The sequence below is a fragment of the Acidobacteriota bacterium genome, from assembly GCA_038040445.1.
In the GTDB taxonomy this organism is placed as follows: Bacteria; Acidobacteriota; Blastocatellia; order UBA7656; family UBA7656; genus Onstottus_A; species Onstottus_A frigus.
The window spans coordinates 261151-281293 of record JBBPIG010000006.1; the positions used below are offsets into that span (position 1 = coordinate 261151).

17 protein-coding genes, 1 tRNA gene and 1 pseudogene are annotated in these 20143 nt (G+C 58.1%); 16 read left to right on the forward strand and 3 right to left on the reverse strand.

Annotated features, from left to right (window positions below):
• Positions 1–25: 25 nt before the first annotated feature.
• The gene (gene mfd / locus AABO57_09100; protein MEK6285883.1) at positions 26–3616 is read right to left on the reverse strand and encodes a transcription-repair coupling factor; all 3591 of its coding nucleotides are present in this window, start codon (positions 3614–3616) and stop codon (positions 26–28) included.
• Between the two features lie 436 nt (positions 3617–4052).
• Here mfd and AABO57_09105 point away from each other — a divergent pair, with 436 nt between their 5' ends.
• The 16 genes and pseudogenes from AABO57_09105 (at position 4053) to AABO57_09180 (ending at position 17755) form a co-directional block, all read left to right on the forward strand.
• Positions 4053–4373: a nucleotidyltransferase domain-containing protein gene (locus AABO57_09105; GenBank protein ID MEK6285884.1), complete on the forward strand. Its 321-nt coding sequence runs from the start codon at positions 4053–4055 to the stop codon at positions 4371–4373.
• A 398-nt stretch (positions 4374–4771) separates the two neighbouring features.
• Complete coding sequence (locus AABO57_09110; GenBank protein ID MEK6285885.1) at positions 4772–5380, forward strand: type II secretion system protein GspG; 609 nt, start codon at positions 4772–4774, stop codon at positions 5378–5380.
• On the forward strand, positions 5377–5904 hold the full coding sequence (locus tag AABO57_09115; GenBank protein ID MEK6285886.1) for a hypothetical protein: 528 nt from the start codon (positions 5377–5379) through the stop codon (positions 5902–5904). Before AABO57_09110 ends, AABO57_09115 begins: the two co-directional genes overlap by 4 nt.
• A 108-nt stretch (positions 5905–6012) precedes the next feature.
• A complete protein-coding gene (locus AABO57_09120; protein ID MEK6285887.1) occupies positions 6013–8133 on the forward strand; it encodes a tetratricopeptide repeat protein in 2121 nt (706 codons plus the stop codon).
• Positions 8134–8274: 141 nt separating this feature from the next.
• Positions 8275–8907 (forward strand): CAP domain-containing protein, encoded by a 633-nt coding sequence (locus AABO57_09125; GenBank protein ID MEK6285888.1) that lies wholly within the window; start codon positions 8275–8277, stop codon positions 8905–8907.
• Between the two features lie 132 nt (positions 8908–9039).
• Positions 9040–9924 carry a 4-(cytidine 5'-diphospho)-2-C-methyl-D-erythritol kinase gene (ispE, locus tag AABO57_09130; GenBank protein MEK6285889.1) on the forward strand — a complete coding sequence of 295 codons (885 nt, stop codon included), beginning with the start codon at positions 9040–9042 and terminating at the stop codon, positions 9922–9924.
• A 137-nt stretch (positions 9925–10061) separates the two neighbouring features.
• Positions 10062–10136, forward strand: a tRNA-Gln gene (locus AABO57_09135).
• 100 nt (positions 10137–10236) lie between these two features.
• On the forward strand, positions 10237–11169 hold the full coding sequence (locus tag AABO57_09140; GenBank protein MEK6285890.1) for a ribose-phosphate pyrophosphokinase: 933 nt from the start codon (positions 10237–10239) through the stop codon (positions 11167–11169).
• Between the two features lie 76 nt (positions 11170–11245).
• The gene (locus AABO57_09145; protein ID MEK6285891.1) at positions 11246–11917 is read left to right on the forward strand and encodes a 50S ribosomal protein L25; all 672 of its coding nucleotides are present in this window, start codon (positions 11246–11248) and stop codon (positions 11915–11917) included.
• Positions 11918–11954: 37 nt separating this feature from the next.
• Entirely contained in the window at positions 11955–12593 is a 639-nt protein-coding gene (pth, locus tag AABO57_09150; GenBank protein ID MEK6285892.1) for an aminoacyl-tRNA hydrolase, read from the forward strand.
• A 275-nt stretch (positions 12594–12868) separates the two neighbouring features.
• A complete protein-coding gene (gene rpsF, locus AABO57_09155; protein ID MEK6285893.1) occupies positions 12869–13306 on the forward strand; it encodes a 30S ribosomal protein S6 in 438 nt (145 codons plus the stop codon).
• Between the two features lie 5 nt (positions 13307–13311).
• Positions 13312–13596: pseudogene (gene rpsR / locus AABO57_09160) on the forward strand (30S ribosomal protein S18).
• 86 nt (positions 13597–13682) lie between these two features.
• Positions 13683–14303: a 50S ribosomal protein L9 gene (gene rplI, locus AABO57_09165; protein ID MEK6285894.1), complete on the forward strand. Its 621-nt coding sequence runs from the start codon at positions 13683–13685 to the stop codon at positions 14301–14303.
• 393 nt (positions 14304–14696) lie between these two features.
• Positions 14697–16040 carry a replicative DNA helicase gene (gene dnaB / locus AABO57_09170; protein MEK6285895.1) on the forward strand — a complete coding sequence of 448 codons (1344 nt, stop codon included), beginning with the start codon at positions 14697–14699 and terminating at the stop codon, positions 16038–16040.
• A gap of 107 nt (positions 16041–16147) precedes the next feature.
• A complete protein-coding gene (gene mutM / locus AABO57_09175; protein ID MEK6285896.1) occupies positions 16148–16936 on the forward strand; it encodes a DNA-formamidopyrimidine glycosylase in 789 nt (262 codons plus the stop codon).
• Between the two features lie 240 nt (positions 16937–17176).
• Complete coding sequence (locus AABO57_09180) at positions 17177–17755, forward strand: YetF domain-containing protein (protein MEK6285897.1); 579 nt, start codon at positions 17177–17179, stop codon at positions 17753–17755.
• A 111-nt stretch (positions 17756–17866) separates the two neighbouring features.
• Here AABO57_09180 and AABO57_09185 read toward each other — a convergent pair whose 3' ends face one another.
• Together AABO57_09185 and AABO57_09190 are read right to left on the reverse strand one after the other, a co-directional pair.
• Positions 17867–19678 carry a M28 family peptidase gene (locus tag AABO57_09185; protein ID MEK6285898.1) on the reverse strand — a complete coding sequence of 604 codons (1812 nt, stop codon included), beginning with the start codon at positions 19676–19678 and terminating at the stop codon, positions 17867–17869.
• Positions 19679–19916: 238 nt separating this feature from the next.
• Positions 19917–20143: hypothetical protein (locus AABO57_09190; protein MEK6285899.1), on the reverse strand; the 227-nt coding region annotated here is incomplete at its 5' end.

A 20143-nucleotide genomic window follows, 5' to 3' on the forward strand; every position in this document is an offset into this window, starting at 1 on the left:
CTAGCGAAAAAGCTCTTTTGTCTGTCTACCGTAGTTGATTCAACAACCCTCTCACTTCATCAAACACCGCCGCGTCATCTTCGGCGGTGAGCTTGATCTTCAACACGCCGCTCGGGGCGAAGCTGGCGGAACCGGATGAAACAAGCGCAATCAACTTGTCCGGGTTAATCTTCGCTTGCTCGGTGAACTTCACTGCAAGCCGGTCGGCTTCGCGGTCGATCGAGATGATCCCCAACTTCGAAGCCTCACGCCGCAGACGTGAGTACTCGAACAGGTTCTCGATGGTCTCCGGGATCGGGCCGTAGCGGTCAGCGATCTCCGCGTGTACATCAGCCAGTTCTGCTTCGCTCTCGGCTGACGAGATGCGCTTATACGTCCGGAGCCGCTGGCTCATATCGTAGATGTAGTCTTCGGGTATTCGAATGTCCACGCCCAGATTGATCGCGGTCGATACTTCATCTTCAACCGGCTCGCCCTTCATCTCCCTCACCGTGCGCTCGAGCATCTGCGTGTAAAGGTCAAACCCGATCGCGTCGATCTGTCCCGATTGCTGCGCGCCTAACAGATTGCCCGCACCTCGAAGCTCGAGGTCGAGCGCGGCGATGCGAAAGCCCGCGCCGAGGTCCGAGAACTCTCGAATTGCGGCGAGCCGCCGGCGCGCGATGTCGGTCAAAGTGTCTTCGGCTGGGATTAGCAGATACGAATAGGCCCGCCGGTTCGAGCGCCCGACTCGCCCGCGCAGTTGATAGAGCTGCGCCAGACCGTACTTATCCGCCCGGTTGATGATGATAGTATTCGCGAGCGGTATGTCGATGCCGTTTTCAATGATCGTTGTGCACACCAGAACATCAAGGTCGTGACGAATGAATTTGAGGATGACGTCTTCAAGCTCCTTCTCGCCCATCTGCCCGTGACCAACGCCGAGGCGCGCTTGAGGAACGAGCCTCGAGATCAGCTCGGCAATCGTGTTGATCGTTTCGACGCGGTTGTGAACGAAGAAAACCTGCCCGCTGCGTTGAAGCTCGAGCTCGACGGCCGACCGCACGACGGATTCCGAAAACTGAACCACGTGAGTCTGAATCGCGAGCCGGTCGCGCGGCGGCGTTTCGATCACCGACATATCGCGCAACCCCGCAAGCGACATGTTCAGCGTCCTCGGAATCGGCGTTGCCGACATCGCGATCACGTCTACCTTCTTGCGCATCTGTTTGATTCGCTCTTTGTGTGCGACTCCGAACCGCTGCTCTTCATCGACCACCAGCAGACCCAGGTCTTTGAAGCGAATGTCCTTCGACAGAAGCCTGTGAGTGCCGATGACGACGTCGACCGTCCCGGCTTCAAGCGCCTTCACGACGTCCTTTATGTCTTTGTTACTTCGAAAGCGCGAAAGCATTTCGATGCGCGCGGGGAACGGGCTGAACCGCTGCTGAAAAGTCTTGCAGTGCTGATAGACCAGCACGGTCGTGGGCGCGAGAACTGCGACCTGCTTGCCTTCCATCACAGCCTTGAAAGCGGCTCTCATGGCCACTTCCGTCTTGCCGTATCCGACGTCGCCGACGATCAAACGGTCCATCGGCTGCGGACTCTCCATGCCTTCCTTCACGTCTTCGATGGCGGTCTCTTGATCGGGCGTGAGCTGATACTCGAACGCGTCTTCGAACTCGTGTTGCCACGGAGTGTCCGCGCCATAAGCGTGACCTTGAACAAGTTTGCGTTCGGCGTAGAGCTTCAACAGCTCTTCGGCCATGTCGCGCATCGCGCGGCGCGCCCGCGACTTGGCTTTTTGCCAGCCGAGCCCGCCCAGTTTATCGAGTTGAGGACGATGCCCTTCGCTTCCCGAATAACGCTGGACAAGATCCAAACGCTCTACCGGGACATAGAGCCGCGAGCCTTCGGCGTAGGTTAGAAGCATGAACTCGCGCATGTCGCCGCGGGCTCGCTCTAGACCGGCGGCTACGTTGCCTGTTGGTCCGCCGGCGGTCGCCATCTGAACAAGCCCTTGAAACTGACCGACGCCGTGGTCTACGTGCACGACGTAATCTTCGACTTTCAAGTCTCCGAGGTCGGAGAGAAACGCGGCAGCGGTTCGTTTCTTGCGCGCCTTCTTCGGAACGGCTCGTTGCAGGGCTACGCGTTCGACGTCGCCGAAGACATCGCTCTCGGTCAGCACCGACAGATCGGCCGCCGGAAGCGTGAACCCATTCGCGAGCTTGCCGACGGTGACGATGCGATTGCCTGCGAGCGCTGCGTTTTCACGCTGCTTCGGATTTAGAGACGGCAACAGCTCGGCGGTGATCGCGTACTCCGCGAGCATCTCGGTTACGCGCTCAGCTAATCCGAGGCTCGGCATCGCGAACAATGTCGTGCGGGTTTCCGATTCGAGGTCGCGCGCAAGATCCGCGATGCGGCCGTGATACCGCCTCGGCGATTGAGAGATTGCTGAGATGTCCGGAGTGGACGGCACGATCGGGAAGAGGAAAAGTGGCGCACGCTGCCGGCTTGCGAGGCTCGGGGAAGAACCACCTGGAGGGCTCTCAGAACCCGCAAGCTGGCAGCTTGCGATACTACTGAACTGTTCATCCGTAGCGGCGGCGTCGCGGCCGAGCAACCGAAGCTCGATTCGCGTCGCAGCTTCAAAGCGCGCTCGAAGCTCATCCGCGGTCAGGAACAACTTGTCAGGAGGCAGGGACAGTTCCCCGGCGTCGTCGGCGAGCGCGAAGCGGTCCGCGAGATATCGGTACAGATCGGACGCTCGCTTTTCGATCTCGACCGGTTCATCGATGACCAGGACCGCGTCTTTGAAATAGTCGAACGCCGAAGAGGCAAGCGGCCGGGTGAGCGGAATCAGATACTCCCAACCCGGAAAAGGCTCGCCTCGTTCTGCGTGTGCGAGCCGCGCTCGAAGGTCGCGGCGGAATCGATCGTCTTCCCAATGGCGCGCGGCGGCCTCGGCCCACGACATGAACTCTTCGCGCCGGACAGAAAGCTCGCGCATTGGAACGATCGTCGATTCGGTTTTGCGGCCGACGGAGCGTTGAGTGTCGGGATCGAACTCGCGTATCGATTCGACCGCGTCGCCGAAGAACTCTATTCGGTGCGGGGCGTCGTGAGCAGGCGAGAAGACGTCGAGAATGCCTCCGCGAAGGCTGAACTCTCCGACGGCGCCAACTGGTTCTTCGCGCACATAGCCGGCGGCAATCAAGAGGTCCACGATCAGCTCCGGCGGCATTTCTTCGCCGGCGCGCAGGGTGATGCTCGATGCTTTCAACAGATCAGGCGAGATAGTTCGCTCGGCAAGCGCGCCAAGCGATGTAAGCACGATTCGAGCTTCGCCTCTTGTAGCACGGTAGAGCGCGAGCGCGCGTTGTTCGAGCACTTCGAGGTGAGGCGATGTGCCGTCATAAGGATCGGCTTCAACGGCGGGTATCGTGAGAACGCTCGACTCGCTGGTGTTGACGCCGTTCAACGCGCAGTAGAAGAAGCTGACGTCGGAATGGAACTCTTCGACCTCGCGATTTGAGCGGGCAACGAACACGACGCGGCGGCCGAGTTTCTTTTCGAGGGCTGTTAAGACCAGCGCGCGAGCGCTTCCGGCGAGACCCGACACGACGACCACGCGACGACCGGCCTTTATTTCAGAAGCAAGCCGCTCAACCTCAGCGCTCTGAAACAGGCGACCGAAGATTTCAGCGTAGTAACTGTCGGTTGTGATGTTGATGCTTTAAGCCGCTCCGTTTTTATTGAAGCAAAATTCTAGCACGAGTCAACTCTGCGCAGCCTCTGGGGGGATGCGTTGAGCAGTGCGTTCATGCGGACCATTAGCGTCTAAACCCACTGCGGGTGGGGAATTGAAACTTAGGAATCGATACTTCTGCACCGCACCACATTCTGTTAGCATTTCATCCGGCATTTGACCTACTAAGCGGCAGTCGGTTCCTTAGGTGCGAGCGTTTGAGCCGTCGGGAGACTCTACAGAGGAAGGGACTTCATCGAAATTGACGATCCGTGGAGCGCAAAGCATACTATTTGCGAGTCGCTGAAAGACAAAGAAAATGACCATCGAGCTACCACAAAAAGAGAGAGCTGATTTTTGCCGGCGTTGGGGCATTGTTAGACTCGAACTCTTCGGCTCGGCACTTCGCGATGACTTCCGACCCGACAGCGATATTGATTTTCTTTACACACCGGGCCCGGCCTTTCGCAGAGATCGAGCGTACGGTCCGTGGCTTAACAACAACATGGCCGACGAACTTTCTGCCTTGCTCGGCCGCAAAGTGGATTTGATCGAACGAGAGAAAATGGAACGTCATCGCAACTGGATCCGCCGTGAGCACGTGTTAAGTTCCGCGCTGTCAATCTACGTGGAAAGATGATGCTACCGCCGCGGACATTCTGCTGGCCGCGCAGGACATTCAGCAATTTGCCGCGGGCATGACCCCCGATAAGTTTGCGAGCGATAAGTTTGTCCAGTCGGCAGTCACATTCAAGATCATAGTCTTAGGCGAGGCGGCAAAACGTTTATCCGACGAATTCCGCCGGCAGAATTTGAGTGGTGACGGGCCCCCGGGAGTTGGACTTGAGACAGCGCCAGTTTCGTGCAAAGTCGCAAAGACCCGCAAAAGCAACGGGAGGGAGGGATGCTGCTCTCCCAGGCCTCGCAACCGCACCCAACCAGAAGAATTATTGCCATTCGAAACAGCCGTTTGTTACTATCTTCGTTAGCTGATTCGACCGCAGCTACAGCCCCTGTACCCGTTGCCGGAGGACAATAATGAAACCCAAGCCGCGTGCGCTGGTGATGTTGGCGCTGGCGCTCTCTTTGATCGGCATTGTTGCCTATGCGCGAGAACTCGGCGCGCGTGAAGCTCGCGAGAAGATTGCGCAAGCGCTCGGGTTTGACAAATCCGACAACGTACACATCAAGAACATCAGCCGCGGCATGGGGAGCGAGGCTATAGTCGAAGCCCAGTTCGACGCGGCGTTCAGGTTCACGACCGATAAAGAAGGCAAGTGGCAAGCGGTCGAGGTGCGCGCCGGCGACCGGCGGTGGGAGTCGATCGAGCTCATCCAGACTGCGCTCCGCAAGGAGAAAGCGCTTAGGACCGGCGCCGAGCTTCGCACGGTTGCGACGGCGCTTGAAGCCTATCGCCGCGACAACGGTTCGTACGTTCAAGCCGATACCGGTTCGGCGCTGATGGATAATCTGGCCCCGCGATACCTGAATACGATTATTCGGCTCGATGCCTGGTCGCGCGAATTCGGTTATAAAGGCACGGCCGCAAGCTACCGCCTGATCAGTCTCGGCGCGGACGGCAAGCCGGACACGGATGACGACATCGTTTTCGAGAACGGGCGGTTGGTCAAGGGAGCCAGCGAGTGACGCGAAGCCCCGAACAGGCTCAGCAAGCAGCATCGCTGAACATCCGCGTAGCCGCCGCTCACAGGACTGCTCTCACCCTCGTCCTGGCTTTCGCGATGAGCATAGTCATCTATGTGGGGGTGGGGCTCTTGATCTTGAATCTCAGGAAGGGGAATACGCGGACGGAGCTGCCCTACGGGTTCTACGCGGCGGCGGCGGGGCTGGCGATCGGTTCAATCGTGATTCGACGCGCGCAGTTGCACAGGATGAAGCTCGAGGTGGTAGCCGCAACGCGCGGGGCCGAAGGGCTAATCAAGCACCTGCTGAATGCGACGATCCTGGCCGCCGCTATAGCGGAAATCATCGGAGTGCTCGCGCTGGTGGTTGCCTTCTTCGGTGGCGATCAGAACGATGTTATAAGGCTGGGTATTGTTGCGCTGATGGTCTCGTTGTACAACTACCCGAGAAGGTCGGCCTGGCAGCGAGCCGTTGACTATTTCTCCGCGACGGCCGAAGGCGCGGGTGAGGGCAGATTGGGCCTGTGACCGGAAGTAGCATAGACTTTAGTCTGTGTCCGGTGAATTATCATTCTATCGATGTGGCTGCTACAGACTAAAGTCTATGTTACTTTTCCGCATAGAAAGGGAGCAATTTTGAGAAACAACAAATTCACAGTCAGCGCAGCGCTTGCTCTGATGATGGCGCTCGCCAGTGCGGCGAACGTGGAATGGGCCTTTGGAGCCGGGTTCAAGGCTCAAGACAACAAGCCGGCGCAAAGCGCTGACAAGCGCGCCGACGCGCTGAAGAAATACCTGGAGGCTCAGCGGCTGGAACAGGCCGGCAATTATCCCGGCGCGGTGGCGGCCTACAAGGAAGCGCTGACTCTTGACCCGCAATCGGTCGAGTTGAGAACGGCGCTTGGTTCGCTCTACCTGAAGAACCGCAACGTCATCGACGCCGAAGCCCAGGCCCGGGAAGCCATGAAGCTGGCGCCCGATAACATAGACGTGCGCAAGCTCCTCGCGCGCATCTATCTTGCGCAGACCTTCGTCGGCACAACCACGGTAAAGGAAAAGGCTCGAGCTGCGCTCAAGGAACTCGAGGAGATCGCTCGGCTGAGCCCGACCGCGAAAATTGAAGTAGGCGATCAAGAACAGCCGGTGCTCAGCCTCATCGGTTCGTTGTATTGGGAGCTCGACGAACAGGATAAAGCGCTGGAAGCGCTGAAGCGCGTTTCGGAAGGCAGCTCGACAGCGGATCGCGCGCACTATCAACTGGCAACGCTCTACTACCAGAGAAACAAGTTCCGCGAAGCCGCCGCTGCCGCCCGCAAGGCTTATGACATAGATTCGAAATCGCCGCAGTACGCGGGCCTGCTGGCGAGAGCGCTGCTGCGCATCGGGCGGACCCAAGAGGCTCTGGACATCTACAAGAAAGCCATCGGCATAAAGGAAACGGCGAGCAAAGAGGACAAGAAAGCAACCGAAGCGAAGACGTCAGAAGACAAGGACAAGGATGAAGAGGGCACCAGCGTGCTAATAAACTCCCCGCTCCTGATTGACTACGCGGAAGCGTTGGTGTTCGCGGGACGCTACGACGAAGCTAACAAGCTGCTCGATCCTTTAATCAAGATCGTCCGCAAAGACACGCCGACTTACCTGACGCTGATCAGGGAGAAGAGCAATGTGTTGCGCAGAACCGGCAAGCGCGAAGAGGCTGCGCAGTTGCTCGAGACGGCGCTCAAAGGACAGGATGTGTCCGACAGCCTGCCAGTCGTTTACGCCCTGGCGGAGACGCACGAGGAGATGCTCCAGTTTGACAAGGCGATCTCGACCTACGAAGACGCGCTTGCCTCGATCGTCAATCCGGATGGCACGGTTGGCAATCGCGAGCAGGATAAGCAAGCCGCCGAGGTTGTGCTTCAGCGAATAGGGATCGCTTACCGCATGGCTGGGAAGCGCGACAAGGCGATGGAAACCTTCGAACGCATCAAGAAGGTCGTAGGAAAGGACCGGCCGCGCGCGGATCAGCTCATCGTGGACACGTTGATCAACGAGGGCAAATACAAGGAAGCATTCGCGTTGGCGACCGATGCATCGGCGCGATTTCCCGACGAGCGGTCGTTCAAGCTGTATCGCGCGCAGTCGGCGGGCCGCCTCGGGGATGTGGCCACCGCCGATGCAACGCTGAAGTCGATGCTCAAGAGCGGACCCGAGGACGTGGACGTTTACCTGTTTTGGTCGAGCGTCCAGCTCGAGGCCAATCAGGTGAAGGAAGCGGAAGAAAGCGCGCGCAAAGCAGTCGCGCTGGAGCCCAACGACGTCGGTCCACTGGTGACTCTGGCGAGCGTTCAGGATCGGGAGAAAAAATACAAAGAGTCGGAGGCGACCTTGAAAAAGGCGCTCGAGATCGACCCGGACAACGCGACGGTTCTCAACAACCTCGGCTACTTTCTTGCCGATCGAAACGAGCGGCTTGCGGAAGCGGAAGCGCTTATACGCCGCGCGGTGAACATCGAGCCGACGAACGGGTCGTTCCTGGATTCACTCGGATGGCTGCTGTATCGACAGGGCAAGCTCGCCGAAGCGCAAAAGTATTTGGAGCAAGCGGTGATCTATCAGCAACGCTCGGCAACGATTCACGATCATCTGGGCGATGTGTACAAGAAACAGGGACAGACGGATAAGGCTCGCGCAAAGTGGGAAGAGGCGCTGAAACTGGCGACCGAGCCCGATGAGATAAAGAAGATCAAGGAGAAGTTGGGGAAGAAGTAAGAAGAAACGGTTCAGGGTTCAGGGTTCTGAGTTCCGGGTGTGGTTCAGCCTCTACTTGCAATAGAAGTGCAGAGCGTTTACGAACCCTGAACCCTGAACCCTGAACCCTGAACCCTGAATCCCGAACCCTCTGGTTGTTTTATGCGAAACAAGCTTGGCGCAATTCTTTTCATCGCGGCGTTGATGTTGATGGTGGCGCCGCCAGCGGCACAACCCGGCAGCTCGCTACAGAAGGGCGGAGTCGCCGGGGGCGGCCGAGTTGCGCGAGGAAATGCCCGCGACTCGCGCGCTGCCGAGTCAACACATTCTCACGTTGAGCGCGCGACTTCAGAAGAAGACGAGTCCACGCCCCGCGTTTCAAGCCGCCGCATTCGCGAGATTGAATCGCTCGAGCAGCAGTGCCTGGACGAAATCAACCGTGTGCGCCGGCGCAGCGGGCTTCCTCGGCTCAACTTTTATGAGGACCTTCTGCCGGTGGCTCGCGAGTACAGCCGCCGCATGGCCGAAGAGCGCTTCTTCTCTCACAACGACCCCGACGGGCGCACCGTTCGTGAGAGAGTCGACGACGCGGACATCAGGTGGCGAATGGTGGGTGAGAACCTGGCTTACTCGAACGGCTACATAAACCCGGTAGCGGCGAGCCTCCACGGTTGGATGGAGAGCCCGGGGCATCGACGCAACATTCTCGATCCTGATTTCAAGCTGACCGCGATCGGCGTCTGGATCAGGTCGGATGGGACGGTGTACTTCACGGAGATTTTTCTCAAACAGTAGTTAGACCCTCACACGAACTGCGCTGATGCTGATTGATAGCGGGGGATAGGCTATATCTTCACTGTAGAATTGCGTCGGACAGGCGACGTGGAAAGCTATAAGATTTGAATCAAGACTTCCGCTACCAACCAAATGCCGTCCTCCATCCAGATCCAATCCTACGCAAAGATCAATTGGACGCTCGACGTGCTGTTCAAGCGCGAGGATGACTTTCACGAACTTCGAACCATCTATCAGACTGTCTCGCTTCACGACTCGCTTCGCATCACTGAAACCAGCAACGCAATCGAAATCATCTGCGATGATCCGCTAGTCCCGTGCGATGAAACAAATCTCGCATTCAAGGCCGCGGCGTTGTTGCGTGAAGCGGCGGGTGCTTCAAAAGGCGCGCGCATCGAGATCGAGAAGCGCATCCCTGTAGCTGCCGGGTTGGGTGGAGGGTCTTCAAACGCCGCGGCGACGCTTCTCGCGCTGATCGAACTCTGGCAGCTTGATATCGATGAACGAAATCGATTTCGAATCGCGGCGAGCCTTGGATCGGACGTGCCTTTCTTTCTGATCGGAGGCACGGCGCTCGGTGTCGGACGCGGCGAAGAGGTATACTCGATTGAACAAGTTCAGTCGGAAGAGTTGCTGCTGGTGAATCCAGGCTTCGCCGTATCAACCCGCGACGCATACGAAAAGCTTTCGCGGTTGACAAGGTCAGAAGCGGCTCTTAAACTACCTTTTGCTTTACTAGCCGCTAAAGGCATCAGTGGGCTACCGCTCGTGGCGAGAAACGATCTGGAAGAGGTGGTGTTCGCCGCTCACCCAGAAATCGCGGAAGTCAAACGCAGGCTCATAAGCCTCGGCGCGAGACACGCTCTGATGTCCGGCAGCGGCGCAACTGTCTTTGGGGTCTTTGATAATTCGCAGATGACCGAGCAAGCCGAGTCCGAGATGCGCGCGCTCGGCTACTGGGCACAGCGAGTCCGCGCGGTTGACAGGCACGAGTATCAAGCCACGATCTTCCAATGAGCAGCCTAGCCTGGAGGATCGAAGATGGAAGGTAGAGGATCGATCCTCTATCTTCCATCCTCGATTCTCTGTTTCGTGGCGGGTTGGTTTAATCGTTAACGCGGCGAATTCCAGTCTAATCCTTGTCAGCTTAATACTGGGGAGTCGCCAAGCGGTAAGGCAGCGGCCTTTGGAGCCGCCATTCGGAGGTTCGAATCCTCCCTCCCCAGCCAAAAAGATTGGTTTCGGGTTCCTGGTTCAGGGTTCCGGGTTGAACCCCGAACTTTGAACCCGAAACCCGGAACAGGTTTTTTTCGTGGAGGCAGTGTGAACATAAAGGTCTTTTCAGGAAATGCGAACCGGCCGCTCGCTGAAGAGATTTGCCAGCACCTGGGGATCGAGATCGGCAGGGCTTCCGTTGGGCGCTTCTCCGACGGCGAATTCAACTTTCAGATTTCGGAGAACGTGCGTGGGGAAGATTGCTTCCTCGTTCAGCCGACCTGCCCGCCGGTCGATTCGAACGCGATGGAGCTGCTTATCATGCTCGACGCGTTCAGGCGCTCGTCGGCGAAGCGAATCACCGCGGTGATACCGTACTACGGCTACGCGCGCAAGGATCGCAAGGACCGGCCGCGAGTGCCGATCTCGTCGAAGCTGCTCGCCAACCTGATAACCGAGGCTGGCGCGGACCGGGTGCTGCTGTTCGATCTGCACGCGGGTCAGATTCAAGGGTTCTTTGATATACCGGCGGACCACCTGTTCGCAGCGCCTGTGTTGGTCGGGCATTTTCAAGCGTTGGAGCTGCCGAACCTCACCGTAGTCGCGCCTGATGCGGGAGGCGTCGAACGCGCGCGGGCTTATGCGAAACGCCTGGATGCGGAGCTGGCAATCATCGACAAACGCCGCGACTACGAGCGCATGGGGGAAGTTGAAGTGCTTAACGTCATCGGCGAGGTTGCGGGACGCACCGCGCTGATTGTGGACGATATGGTCGACACAGCCGGCACGCTGGTGAAAGCAGCCGAAGCGCTCAAGGAAAATGGCGCGAAGTCGGTGCTGGCTTCGGCGACGCACGCGGTGCTGAGCGGAACAGCCGTTGAGCGAATCGAGCAGTCGCCGATCGAGCAGTTGGTAGTCACTAACACTATTCCGGACGGACTTGCTAGCGGGTCGCGAAAGATCAAGTGTTTGAGCGTGGCAAAACTACTGGCTGAAGCTATTCTTTCGATACACGACGAGACGTCGGTCAGCAGGTTGTTTATTTGAGAATGAACCGTGAAACGTGATGCGGGATAGGAACGAACGCATCACGCATCACGCTTCACGTTGGGAGTCATAGATAATGATTAAGGACATAACGATCAATGCACGCGCTCGCGAGGGAGTGGGCAAGGGCCCGGCTCGCAGGCTGCGCGCGCAAGGGATGATTCCCGCCGCGGTCTATGGCGAAGGCGGAGACGCGGTTGCGGTGGCCGTGAGCGCGAAAGAGATCGCCACCATACTGCGCTCGGGTTCGGGTCACAACACCATCTTCAAGCTCGCGCTCCCGCAAGCCGACGGCGAACCGGCCAACGTGATCATCAAGGACTATCAAGTTGATCCGGTCAAGGGCCGCTTGCTGCACGCAGACCTGTTACGGTTATCGATGACGACGACGACGAGGGTGAGCGTCTCGGTTGAAACGATTGGCGAGCCCCCTGGCGTCAAGAGCGAGGGCGGCATACTGGAGCTTCAGCTCCGCGAGATCGACGTCGAGTGCCTGCCGGGAGACATACCGGAGCATCTGAGGGTCGATGTTTCACACCTTCAGATCGGCGATCATGTGACCGTGGCGGACCTGATCTATGACCGCGAGAAGGTCAAGTTGCTCGTCGATGAACATCAGATAGTCGCCGGCGTGCTGGCTCCGCGAATGATCGAAGAGGTTGTGCCCGTTGCTGAAGTTGTTGAGGGTGAGGCCGCCGCGACCGCTGAGCCCGAGGTGATCAAGAAGGGCAAGGCTGACGAAGAATAGTACATTGTCCGTAGTCAGTGGTCAGTAGTCCGTAGCGATGAAGAACCTAACAACTGGCGACGGACCACGGACTACGGACCACGGACCACGGACGATGAAGCTGATAGTCGGGCTCGGGAATCCGGGGCGAGAATACGAGATGACCCGGCATAATCTCGGGTTTATGCTCATTGACAGATTGTTCGCGCGAGCAGGCGGCCGCCGCTTTCGCTCCGAATCGAGCGCTAAGGTGACGGAGGTCATGCTGGCGGGCCAGCGAGTGTTGTTGGCAAAGCCGCAGACTTACATGAACTTGAGCGGCGACGCGGTTCGCCCTTTGCTCGACCGCTACGGCGAAGGCCAACCGGCAAACCTGATCGTGGCCAGCGACGACGTCGCGCTTCCATTCGGGATGATTCGAGTGCGGGCGCGGGGAAGCGCGGGCGGGCAGAAGGGCTTGAAGTCGATCATTGAACGAGCAGGCACTCAAGAGTTCGCCCGAGTGAGACTCGGCGTAAAGCCCGATCATCCGCTCGATGATCTTTCGAGTTTTGTGCTGTCGCCCATTCGCAAACGTGACCGCGACGAGCTGGACGAAACGCTTGATCGTGGCGCCGACGCCGTGGAGACGATTCTGACCGAAGGCGTTGAACGGGCAATGGCTCGGTTCAACGAGCGAGTGAAGAGTGAACTGTAGCGAGTTGAAGGTCGAAGATTGAGGATCGAGGATAGATGATCGCGTGCGATCTTCGATCCTCTATCCTCTATCCTCGATCTTGGACTCTGAACATGTCACTCTCTGTTCTTTCTCAAGAGGTTCTACAGTGAATCTCCTTGCTCCGGCACGAGAGGCCGGGGCTTAACCGAAGCGTCGCGGGCCGCGACGGAATAGCTCGACTTCGAATCTCAGATTTGAAATTGGAATCCGGTTGCGGCGGCGAGCGAAGTAATCCAAAAGGAGGATACTCTCTGATGAGAGTCTATGAGGTGCTGTTTATCGTCGCTCCCAACATCGAGGAGAGCGACATCGATACGCTTGTCACTCAATTGAGTGACGTCGCAACCAACCAGGGGGCCCGGATCGCGAAGATCGATCGAATGGGCCGCCGCAAGCTCGCCTACCCCATCGGCAAATTCAACGACGGCCACTATGTAGTGTTCACCGTCGAGGGAAGCGGCGCGGAGATCGCCGAACTCGAGCGCCGCATGCGGGTTACCGACGCGGTTATCCGCTACATCACCATCCGGATAGACGAAGACTTGAAGCGCGCCGAGAAGTTCCGTGAACGCCGCGTTGCGCGCGCCGCGGCAAGCGCCGGCAGTCGACGCGGCCGCCGCCCGGCGGCTGAGCCTGTTCTCCCGATTAGTGACGAAGAAGATGACGCCGAAGGGGAGGGAGCCGAGTTATGAGCAGCGATCAGAGAGATCATGGCCGCCGCGACGACAGAGGCGGCTCGAGGCAGGGCGGCGGACAGGGCGGGCGGCGCTTTATTCGCGCGCGCAAATCGTGCCGATTCTGCGCCGACAAGGTTGATTACATAGATTACAAGGACGGCCGGCTGCTTGGGAGCTACATACCCGAGCGCGGCAAGATATTGCCGCGGCGAATATCCGGCACCTGCGCGCCGCATCAGCGGATGCTGGCCACCGCGATCAAGCGGGCGCGGAACGCCGCGATTCTGCCGTTCACCTTGGATTAGTCCGTAGTCCCTGGTTCGTAGTCCGTGGCAAAGTCGGCTACGGACTACGGACTACGGACTACTGACCGTTAGCGAGGACTTATCAAATGGCACATATGGATGTACTGCTTTGTGATGACGTAGATAACCTCGGGCAGCGCGGGCAAGTGGTGCGCGTGCGCGCGGGTTACGGGCGAAACTACCTGCTGCCGCAAGGCCTGGCAATCAAGGCCAGCGCCGGCAACAAGAAAATGATCGATGAGCAACGGCGCCTGCTCGCTAAACGTGAACAGCGCGAGCGAGTGTCGGCTCAATCAGAAGCCGATAAGCTGCAGGGTATCGAGCTGCGCTTCGATCGGCGCGTCGGCGAGCACGGGATTCTTTTCGGATCGGTGACCGCGCTCGACATAGCCGAGGCGCTCAAGGAACGCGGCGTCTCCGTCGAGCGGCGCAGGATCGCTTTGCGCGAGCACATCAAGGAAGTTGGCGACTACGACGTGGCGATAAAGCTGCACCGCGACGTCAGCCCTACGATCAAGGTGCTCGTTCGTAAGGAGGGCCAGGCGGAGCCCGAGGCCGCCGCAGAAGCGGCTCCAGAAGGCGCCCCAGAAGCGGCCCCAGAAGCGGCTCCAGAAGCCGACTCCACGCCAGCCGAACAAGTCGACGTCGAGACATCCGCGGACGCAGCCCAGGCTCCTGAAGCGAATGCGGAAACAACCGAGGAGTAGCATGTAAGGGCGGCGCTCCGTGGCCGCCCCTCACTCCAATAGAGATTGATTCTCGCACTGAGATAGCTACCGGGCCATGCCTACATACTGCTGGACGCGGTTGGCAGTTGTTGGTATCATCGCGCGCACGGAATGTAGCAGTGCGCGAAATGGCGGCCTTTGTTTGTGGCGAATAGATAGTGCACAGAAGAAGCCATACGTGAGGTCCTAAGGCCGAGGTATCCTGAGATCTATCTGAACTACAACGAGGTTCTGTTGCGCGGCGGCCTCACCGAGGCCGGATAACGCGATATTCGGAGACTTAATACCAGCGACGTTTACCGAGAAGAAGGCTAGTGCGTAGCTTGCGATAGGCACCGAAGGCCGTTCTCTTCCAAAAGAGTGACCCTCCCTATGACGCGAGCGGCAACGGGTGACCCATTTTTCGATAAAGGCCTCCCGTCCAACGTCGAGGCTGAGCGCTCGATACTCGGCGCAATCCTGCTGGACAACGCCGTCTGCAATCAAGCCATCGAGTTGCTGCGACGCGACGATTTCTTCCTCGACTCCCACCGCCGAATCTTCGACAAGATGGTTGTGCTCTCCGAGCGCCTCATGCCGATCGATTTGATTACCCTCAGCGATGAGCTGCGTCGCGCCGGCGAGTTCGAACAGATCGGCGGCGCCACCTACATCGCGTCGCTCATCGACGGCGTGCCGCGCACCGACACCATCGAGCCGTACGCCAAGCTGGTCAAGGCGAAGTCGATGTTGCGCAAGCTCATCACCGCTTCCAATCAGATCAGCGCCCTCGCGTTTGAAGAAGAAGACGACGCCGATGTGATCATCGACAAGGCCGAGCAGATGATCTTTCAGATTGCAGAAGACCGCGTGCGCCAGGGTTTTCAATACATCGGAGACGTCGCCCATCGCCGACTCGAGCAGATCGAACAGATGGCTGGCCGGCCCGAGATGATTACCGGGGTGCCGACCGGTTTCACCGACTTCGATCGAATGACTTCGGGCCTCCAGCGTCAGGAGCTGATCGTGATCGCGGCTCGCCCGTCGATGGGCAAGACCGCGCTGGCTTTGAACATGGCGCAGTACGCATCCAAGAACGCAAACGTCGTCGGGATATTCAGCCTCGAGATGTCCGCCGAACAACTTGTATCGCGATTGCTTTGCTCGGAAGCGAGGGTCGATGCTCACCGGCTGAGGACCGGCTATCTCAATCGCGAGGAATGGGCGAGGCTCGCGGATGCGTTGCGGCGTCTGTGCGAGACGAAAGTCTTTATCGACGACTCCGCCGCGGTCAGCGTAATGGAAATGCGAGCGAAGTGCCGGCGGTTGAAGGCAGAACACGGACTGGATCTGCTGGTCATTGATTACCTGCAACTGATGGCTGGCCGCGGTCGAATCGAATCGCGACAGCAAGAAGTTTCTCAGATCTCGCGCGACCTGAAAGGACTGGCTAAAGAACTGGACGTGCCGGTAGTCGCGCTGTCACAGCTTTCGCGCGCACCTGAACAGCGCAGCGAGCACAAGCCTCAGTTAAGCGACTTGCGCGAGAGCGGCGCGATCGAACAGGACAGTGACGTTGTGTGCTTCATATACCGCGAAGAGCTGTACAAACCGACTGACGAGAATCAGGGGATGGCCGAGCTGATCATCGGCAAACAACGCAACGGTCCAACGGGCGTGGTACAGTTGGCCTTTCTCAAGGAGTTCACCCGGTTCGAGAATATGTGGCGCGAGTAACGATGCGTGAACCGTGATGCGTAACCGTGATGCGTGATCCGTGAAACGAGATGAGCGTGCGCGGACGGTATCTTGTTGGTCTCACGAATCACGCATCACTCTTTCCTATGCCCGAACTTCCTGAAGTAGAAACCCGGCTTCTTTATTTTAGACGCAATGCGCTCGGCCAGTGCGTCGAACGAGTGATCATCACCGCGCCCAACATGATAAAGAACCCCTCGGCTCGGGCATTCGAGCGGGGCTTGCGCGGGCGATGTTTCGTAGACGCATTGCGTCGCGGCAAGTATTTGATCGTTGCTCTCGATGATGGCCGCTCGCTGATTCTGCATTTCGGAATGGGCGGCGACCTCGGCTACTACAAACTCTCGGGAGAGCGGCCCGATTACACCCGCATCGAATTCGTGCTCACCAACGGTTGGCGGCTAGCCTTCACCTGCCCGCGGAAAATCTGCCGCGTGATGCTGGTCGATAACCTCGCGCAGGTTCCCGCTCTTCGAGAGATGGGACCGGAGCCATTAGGCGTCGCTTTCAGTCTTGCTTTTCTCGAACGTCTGATCGAAGAACGGCCCCGGCGTCAGATCAAGCCCCTGCTAATGGATCAGAAGATGATCGCGGGAGTGGGCAACATCTACGCGGATGAGATCCTGTTTGAAGCGGGAGTCCGCCCCGATCGCCTCGCATCAAGATTGAGCGTAGAAGAGATCAAGCGTATTCACCGCGCGACGCGCCGCGTGCTGAGGCGCTCGATTCAAACGGCTGGCGATGAGGACTTCCCGTCGGACTTTTTGGTATCGCGCGACGCGCGCGGAGCGTTGTGCGGAGTCTGCGGTCAGCCGATCGAGAAGAAAACGATCGGCGGGCGCACCGCGCACTTCTGCTCTCACTGTCAGGCGTGATCAACGAACCCGGTTCACTTAACCAGCAGCAGCTTCTTAGCGTTCTTTGCGGCTTTGCGAGAACGGTTTGCCGCGAACCCGTTTCTCGCAAAGCCGGCAAGTCGCAAAGGCCGCAAAAGCAGCCAATCCTGCGCAGAGGTGGGATTCCTCAGTCTCCACACGAAGACTGGTTGCGACCTGAGCTGCACTATGGTTCTCTGGATACTCTCCCAACACTCGTTTGAACGGAGCACCGCGAAAATGGATTCGAAGATCTGGAGCGATCTATTTCACCCCGACATCTCTATCATCGAGAAGATCGTCCGGCCGCTGATGGTCTATTTCTTTCTGGTCATCGGACTGAGGCTTGCCGGTAAGCGCGAACTGGCCCAACTGAACCCGTTTGATCTGATAGTGCTGCTGACGTTGTCGAACACAGTGCAGAACGCGATCATCGGCAACGACAACTCTGTGACAGGCGGGTTGATCGGCGCGACGACACTGCTGGCGGTGAACTACATTGTCGTGAGATTTCTTTTCAAGCACGAGAAGCTTGACCGGCTGGTCGAGGGCGATTCCGACGTGTTGATCCAGGTAGGACAGATAAGACACGACCGGCTGAAGAAAGAACTGATAACCTTGTCCGAACTCGAGTCGGCCGCGCACAAGCAAGGCTTTGGTTCGCTCGATGAAGTCGATCGCGCGGTGCTCGAACCGGGTGGAACATTCGCGTTCATCGGAAAGAAGCCTTCGCCCGAAGGGGCACGTCATGCTGAAGTGCTCGAGAGGCTGGATCAACTTGGCGAGGAGCTTGCGGCATTGCGTGCATCGAGGTCTTAGGGGCGTTCAGAGACGAAGGGCCAATCAGGAAAAGAAGAGCCGGCTGCAACCGGCCCTTCAATTCTACCGGTCGAGCCATGCCGATTTCGGGTTTAATTCGTTTTGATGGAGCTACAGCTTCAGTTTGCCCGACACAGTTTTGCCAACGCGCGGGCCCAGATTATCACGACCGGGCGGATGATCCATATTCGCCGTGCGCGCTCCGATTTCGTAGGCGTACTGTCCAATGCGCGCCATCTTGTCGAAGTTGATCTTCTCGACGCTGTCAGTATTTGTGTGATAGTCGGGATGCAGACCGGTCGTCAGGAACACGATCGGCACTCCCTTAGCCGCGTAGCTGTAGTGATCGCTGCGATAGTAGATCTGCTCGAGGTCCGTCGGATCGTTCATCTCGTAGTCGAGCTTCAGCGGCTTCGCAAGCGCGCCGTTCGCATCAACGGTTACGTTGTGAAACTCGGTGCTTATTCGGTCCGAACCGACGACATATACCGTGCTGGATTCCTCAGCTTTGTTGTCGCGGTTGCGCCCAACCATGTCCATGTTTATCTGGGCGACTATCTTGTCCATCGGCACCGTTGGATAGTCCGCGAAGTAGCGTGAGCCCCACAGTCCTCTCTCCTCGCCGGAGTGCCAAACGAAAACGAGTGACCGCCGAAGCTTTGGCCCGGTGGCGAATGCTTTCGCCATACCCATCATCGCCACGGTTCCCGAGCCGTCATCGTCCGCGCCGTTCCATACGCGATCGCCGGTTGCGCCTTCAGTCACTCGGCCCGGAGGTCTAATGCCTCTCGGCGGGTTCCCGGCTTGAGTTGGTTCACCCTCGTTATAACCAACGTGATCGTAGTGCGCGCCGAACGCGACGTATGTGTCCTTGAGTTTCGCATCGGAGCCCTCGATGATGCCGACCACGTTGCGAGTGTATTGGGTGCGCACTGTCTGATAGTTTGCGTCTATGTTGAAAGTGATTCGCACGTTCTTCAGAGCAAAACCCGGCAGTGGTTCTCCTTTGGCGGCTTTCTCTTTCAACTCGGCGTACTTCATATCCGCGCCGGTGAACAGAAATTCGAAGAAGTCATCCTGAGCGGTGACCGCGGGTGGAATCGGGTTGTCTAACCGCTGGACTGTTGTGAAGTCAGAGCCGTCGGCCTGGCCTCCGCCAAACTGATTGCCACCAGGAGGGCCGCCACCCTGACCTTGCCCTAGACCCTGACCTTGCCCTTGACCCTGACCCTGACCTTGACCCTGACCTTGACCCTGCCCACTCTGTCCCTGAGCTCCAGCCGCTTGACCCTGGCCTCGTCGACCTCCGCCGACGCCTATGCTTGCAACGGCTCCCACTTGCTCAGTGGCGTAGCGTGAGCGGCCACCGAGCGCGCGAAAATACTGCCGAGCTTCAAGGCCCTTAGGCCCGGTGGTTCCGAGCCAAACAACAGTTTTGCCTTTGACGTTCTTGCCGGCGAAGTCGTTATAGTTGGCCAGCGGCGCGTTCAAGCCGTAGCCCACGAACTCGATCTGATCAGAGGTGAATGTTCGTTTCCCCCCAACGTTCGAGGGGAAAGTCATTCCTTCTTTGTTCTTGAAGGTGCGTGTTTGTCCGCCCGCTTCTACGGTAATCGTCGAGCGATTGTCGCTCTTGATGCCGAGCACGGCCACGCGTTGAAAGTAGGAGCGGTTCGGGCCGCCGGGTTTGACGCGCCAGGACCGGAGGTGCTCGGCGATGTAGGCGGCGGCGAGGCCAAGACCTTCGGTGTAGGTGTTGCGGCCTTCGAGCTCATCGGACGCCAGATAGGTCAACCACTCTTTCAGGTCTTCCTGGGCGATCGCATCGCGGCCGTTGTTCTTTGCCGTGACGGATGAGAACGTGAAGGCGGCCACCAGAGCCAGTTGTGTGATTATGACAGTTAGCTTGCGAAGACGTTTCATCGCTTCCTCCATAGTGTGAGCCGAACGTTATTTGTATGAGTCGAATGTTCTGCCAGATTTGCTAGTACGTCACGCCTGGGATTTGGGATACCGGATTATCGCAACAACCCGGGAGAAACTGACGCTGAGCAAGGAAGGGCCGGGCCGGTTGTACTATACGATAGACTTAGACTTCGATATGCGACAACAAGTTCGCTTCGTAACAGACGGCAACGACGTATTAGAATTTGTCGTTCAACTAGAGATCAAGATCGATGATGCTTGGGCTTGGATTCGGCGCTACGACACAATGAATGGGTTCGCTCATCTTGACGTCAAGTATGGCGATGGAAGTATTGACAAGTACCGAGCCATGAAACCTACCGTTCAATAAGGCGTTCACCGTGGCGCTTGCAGATATAGTATCCAACAGGAGCAAAAGCATAGTACTAGGAATATAGAAGCGAGAAGAAATAAATAAAGATT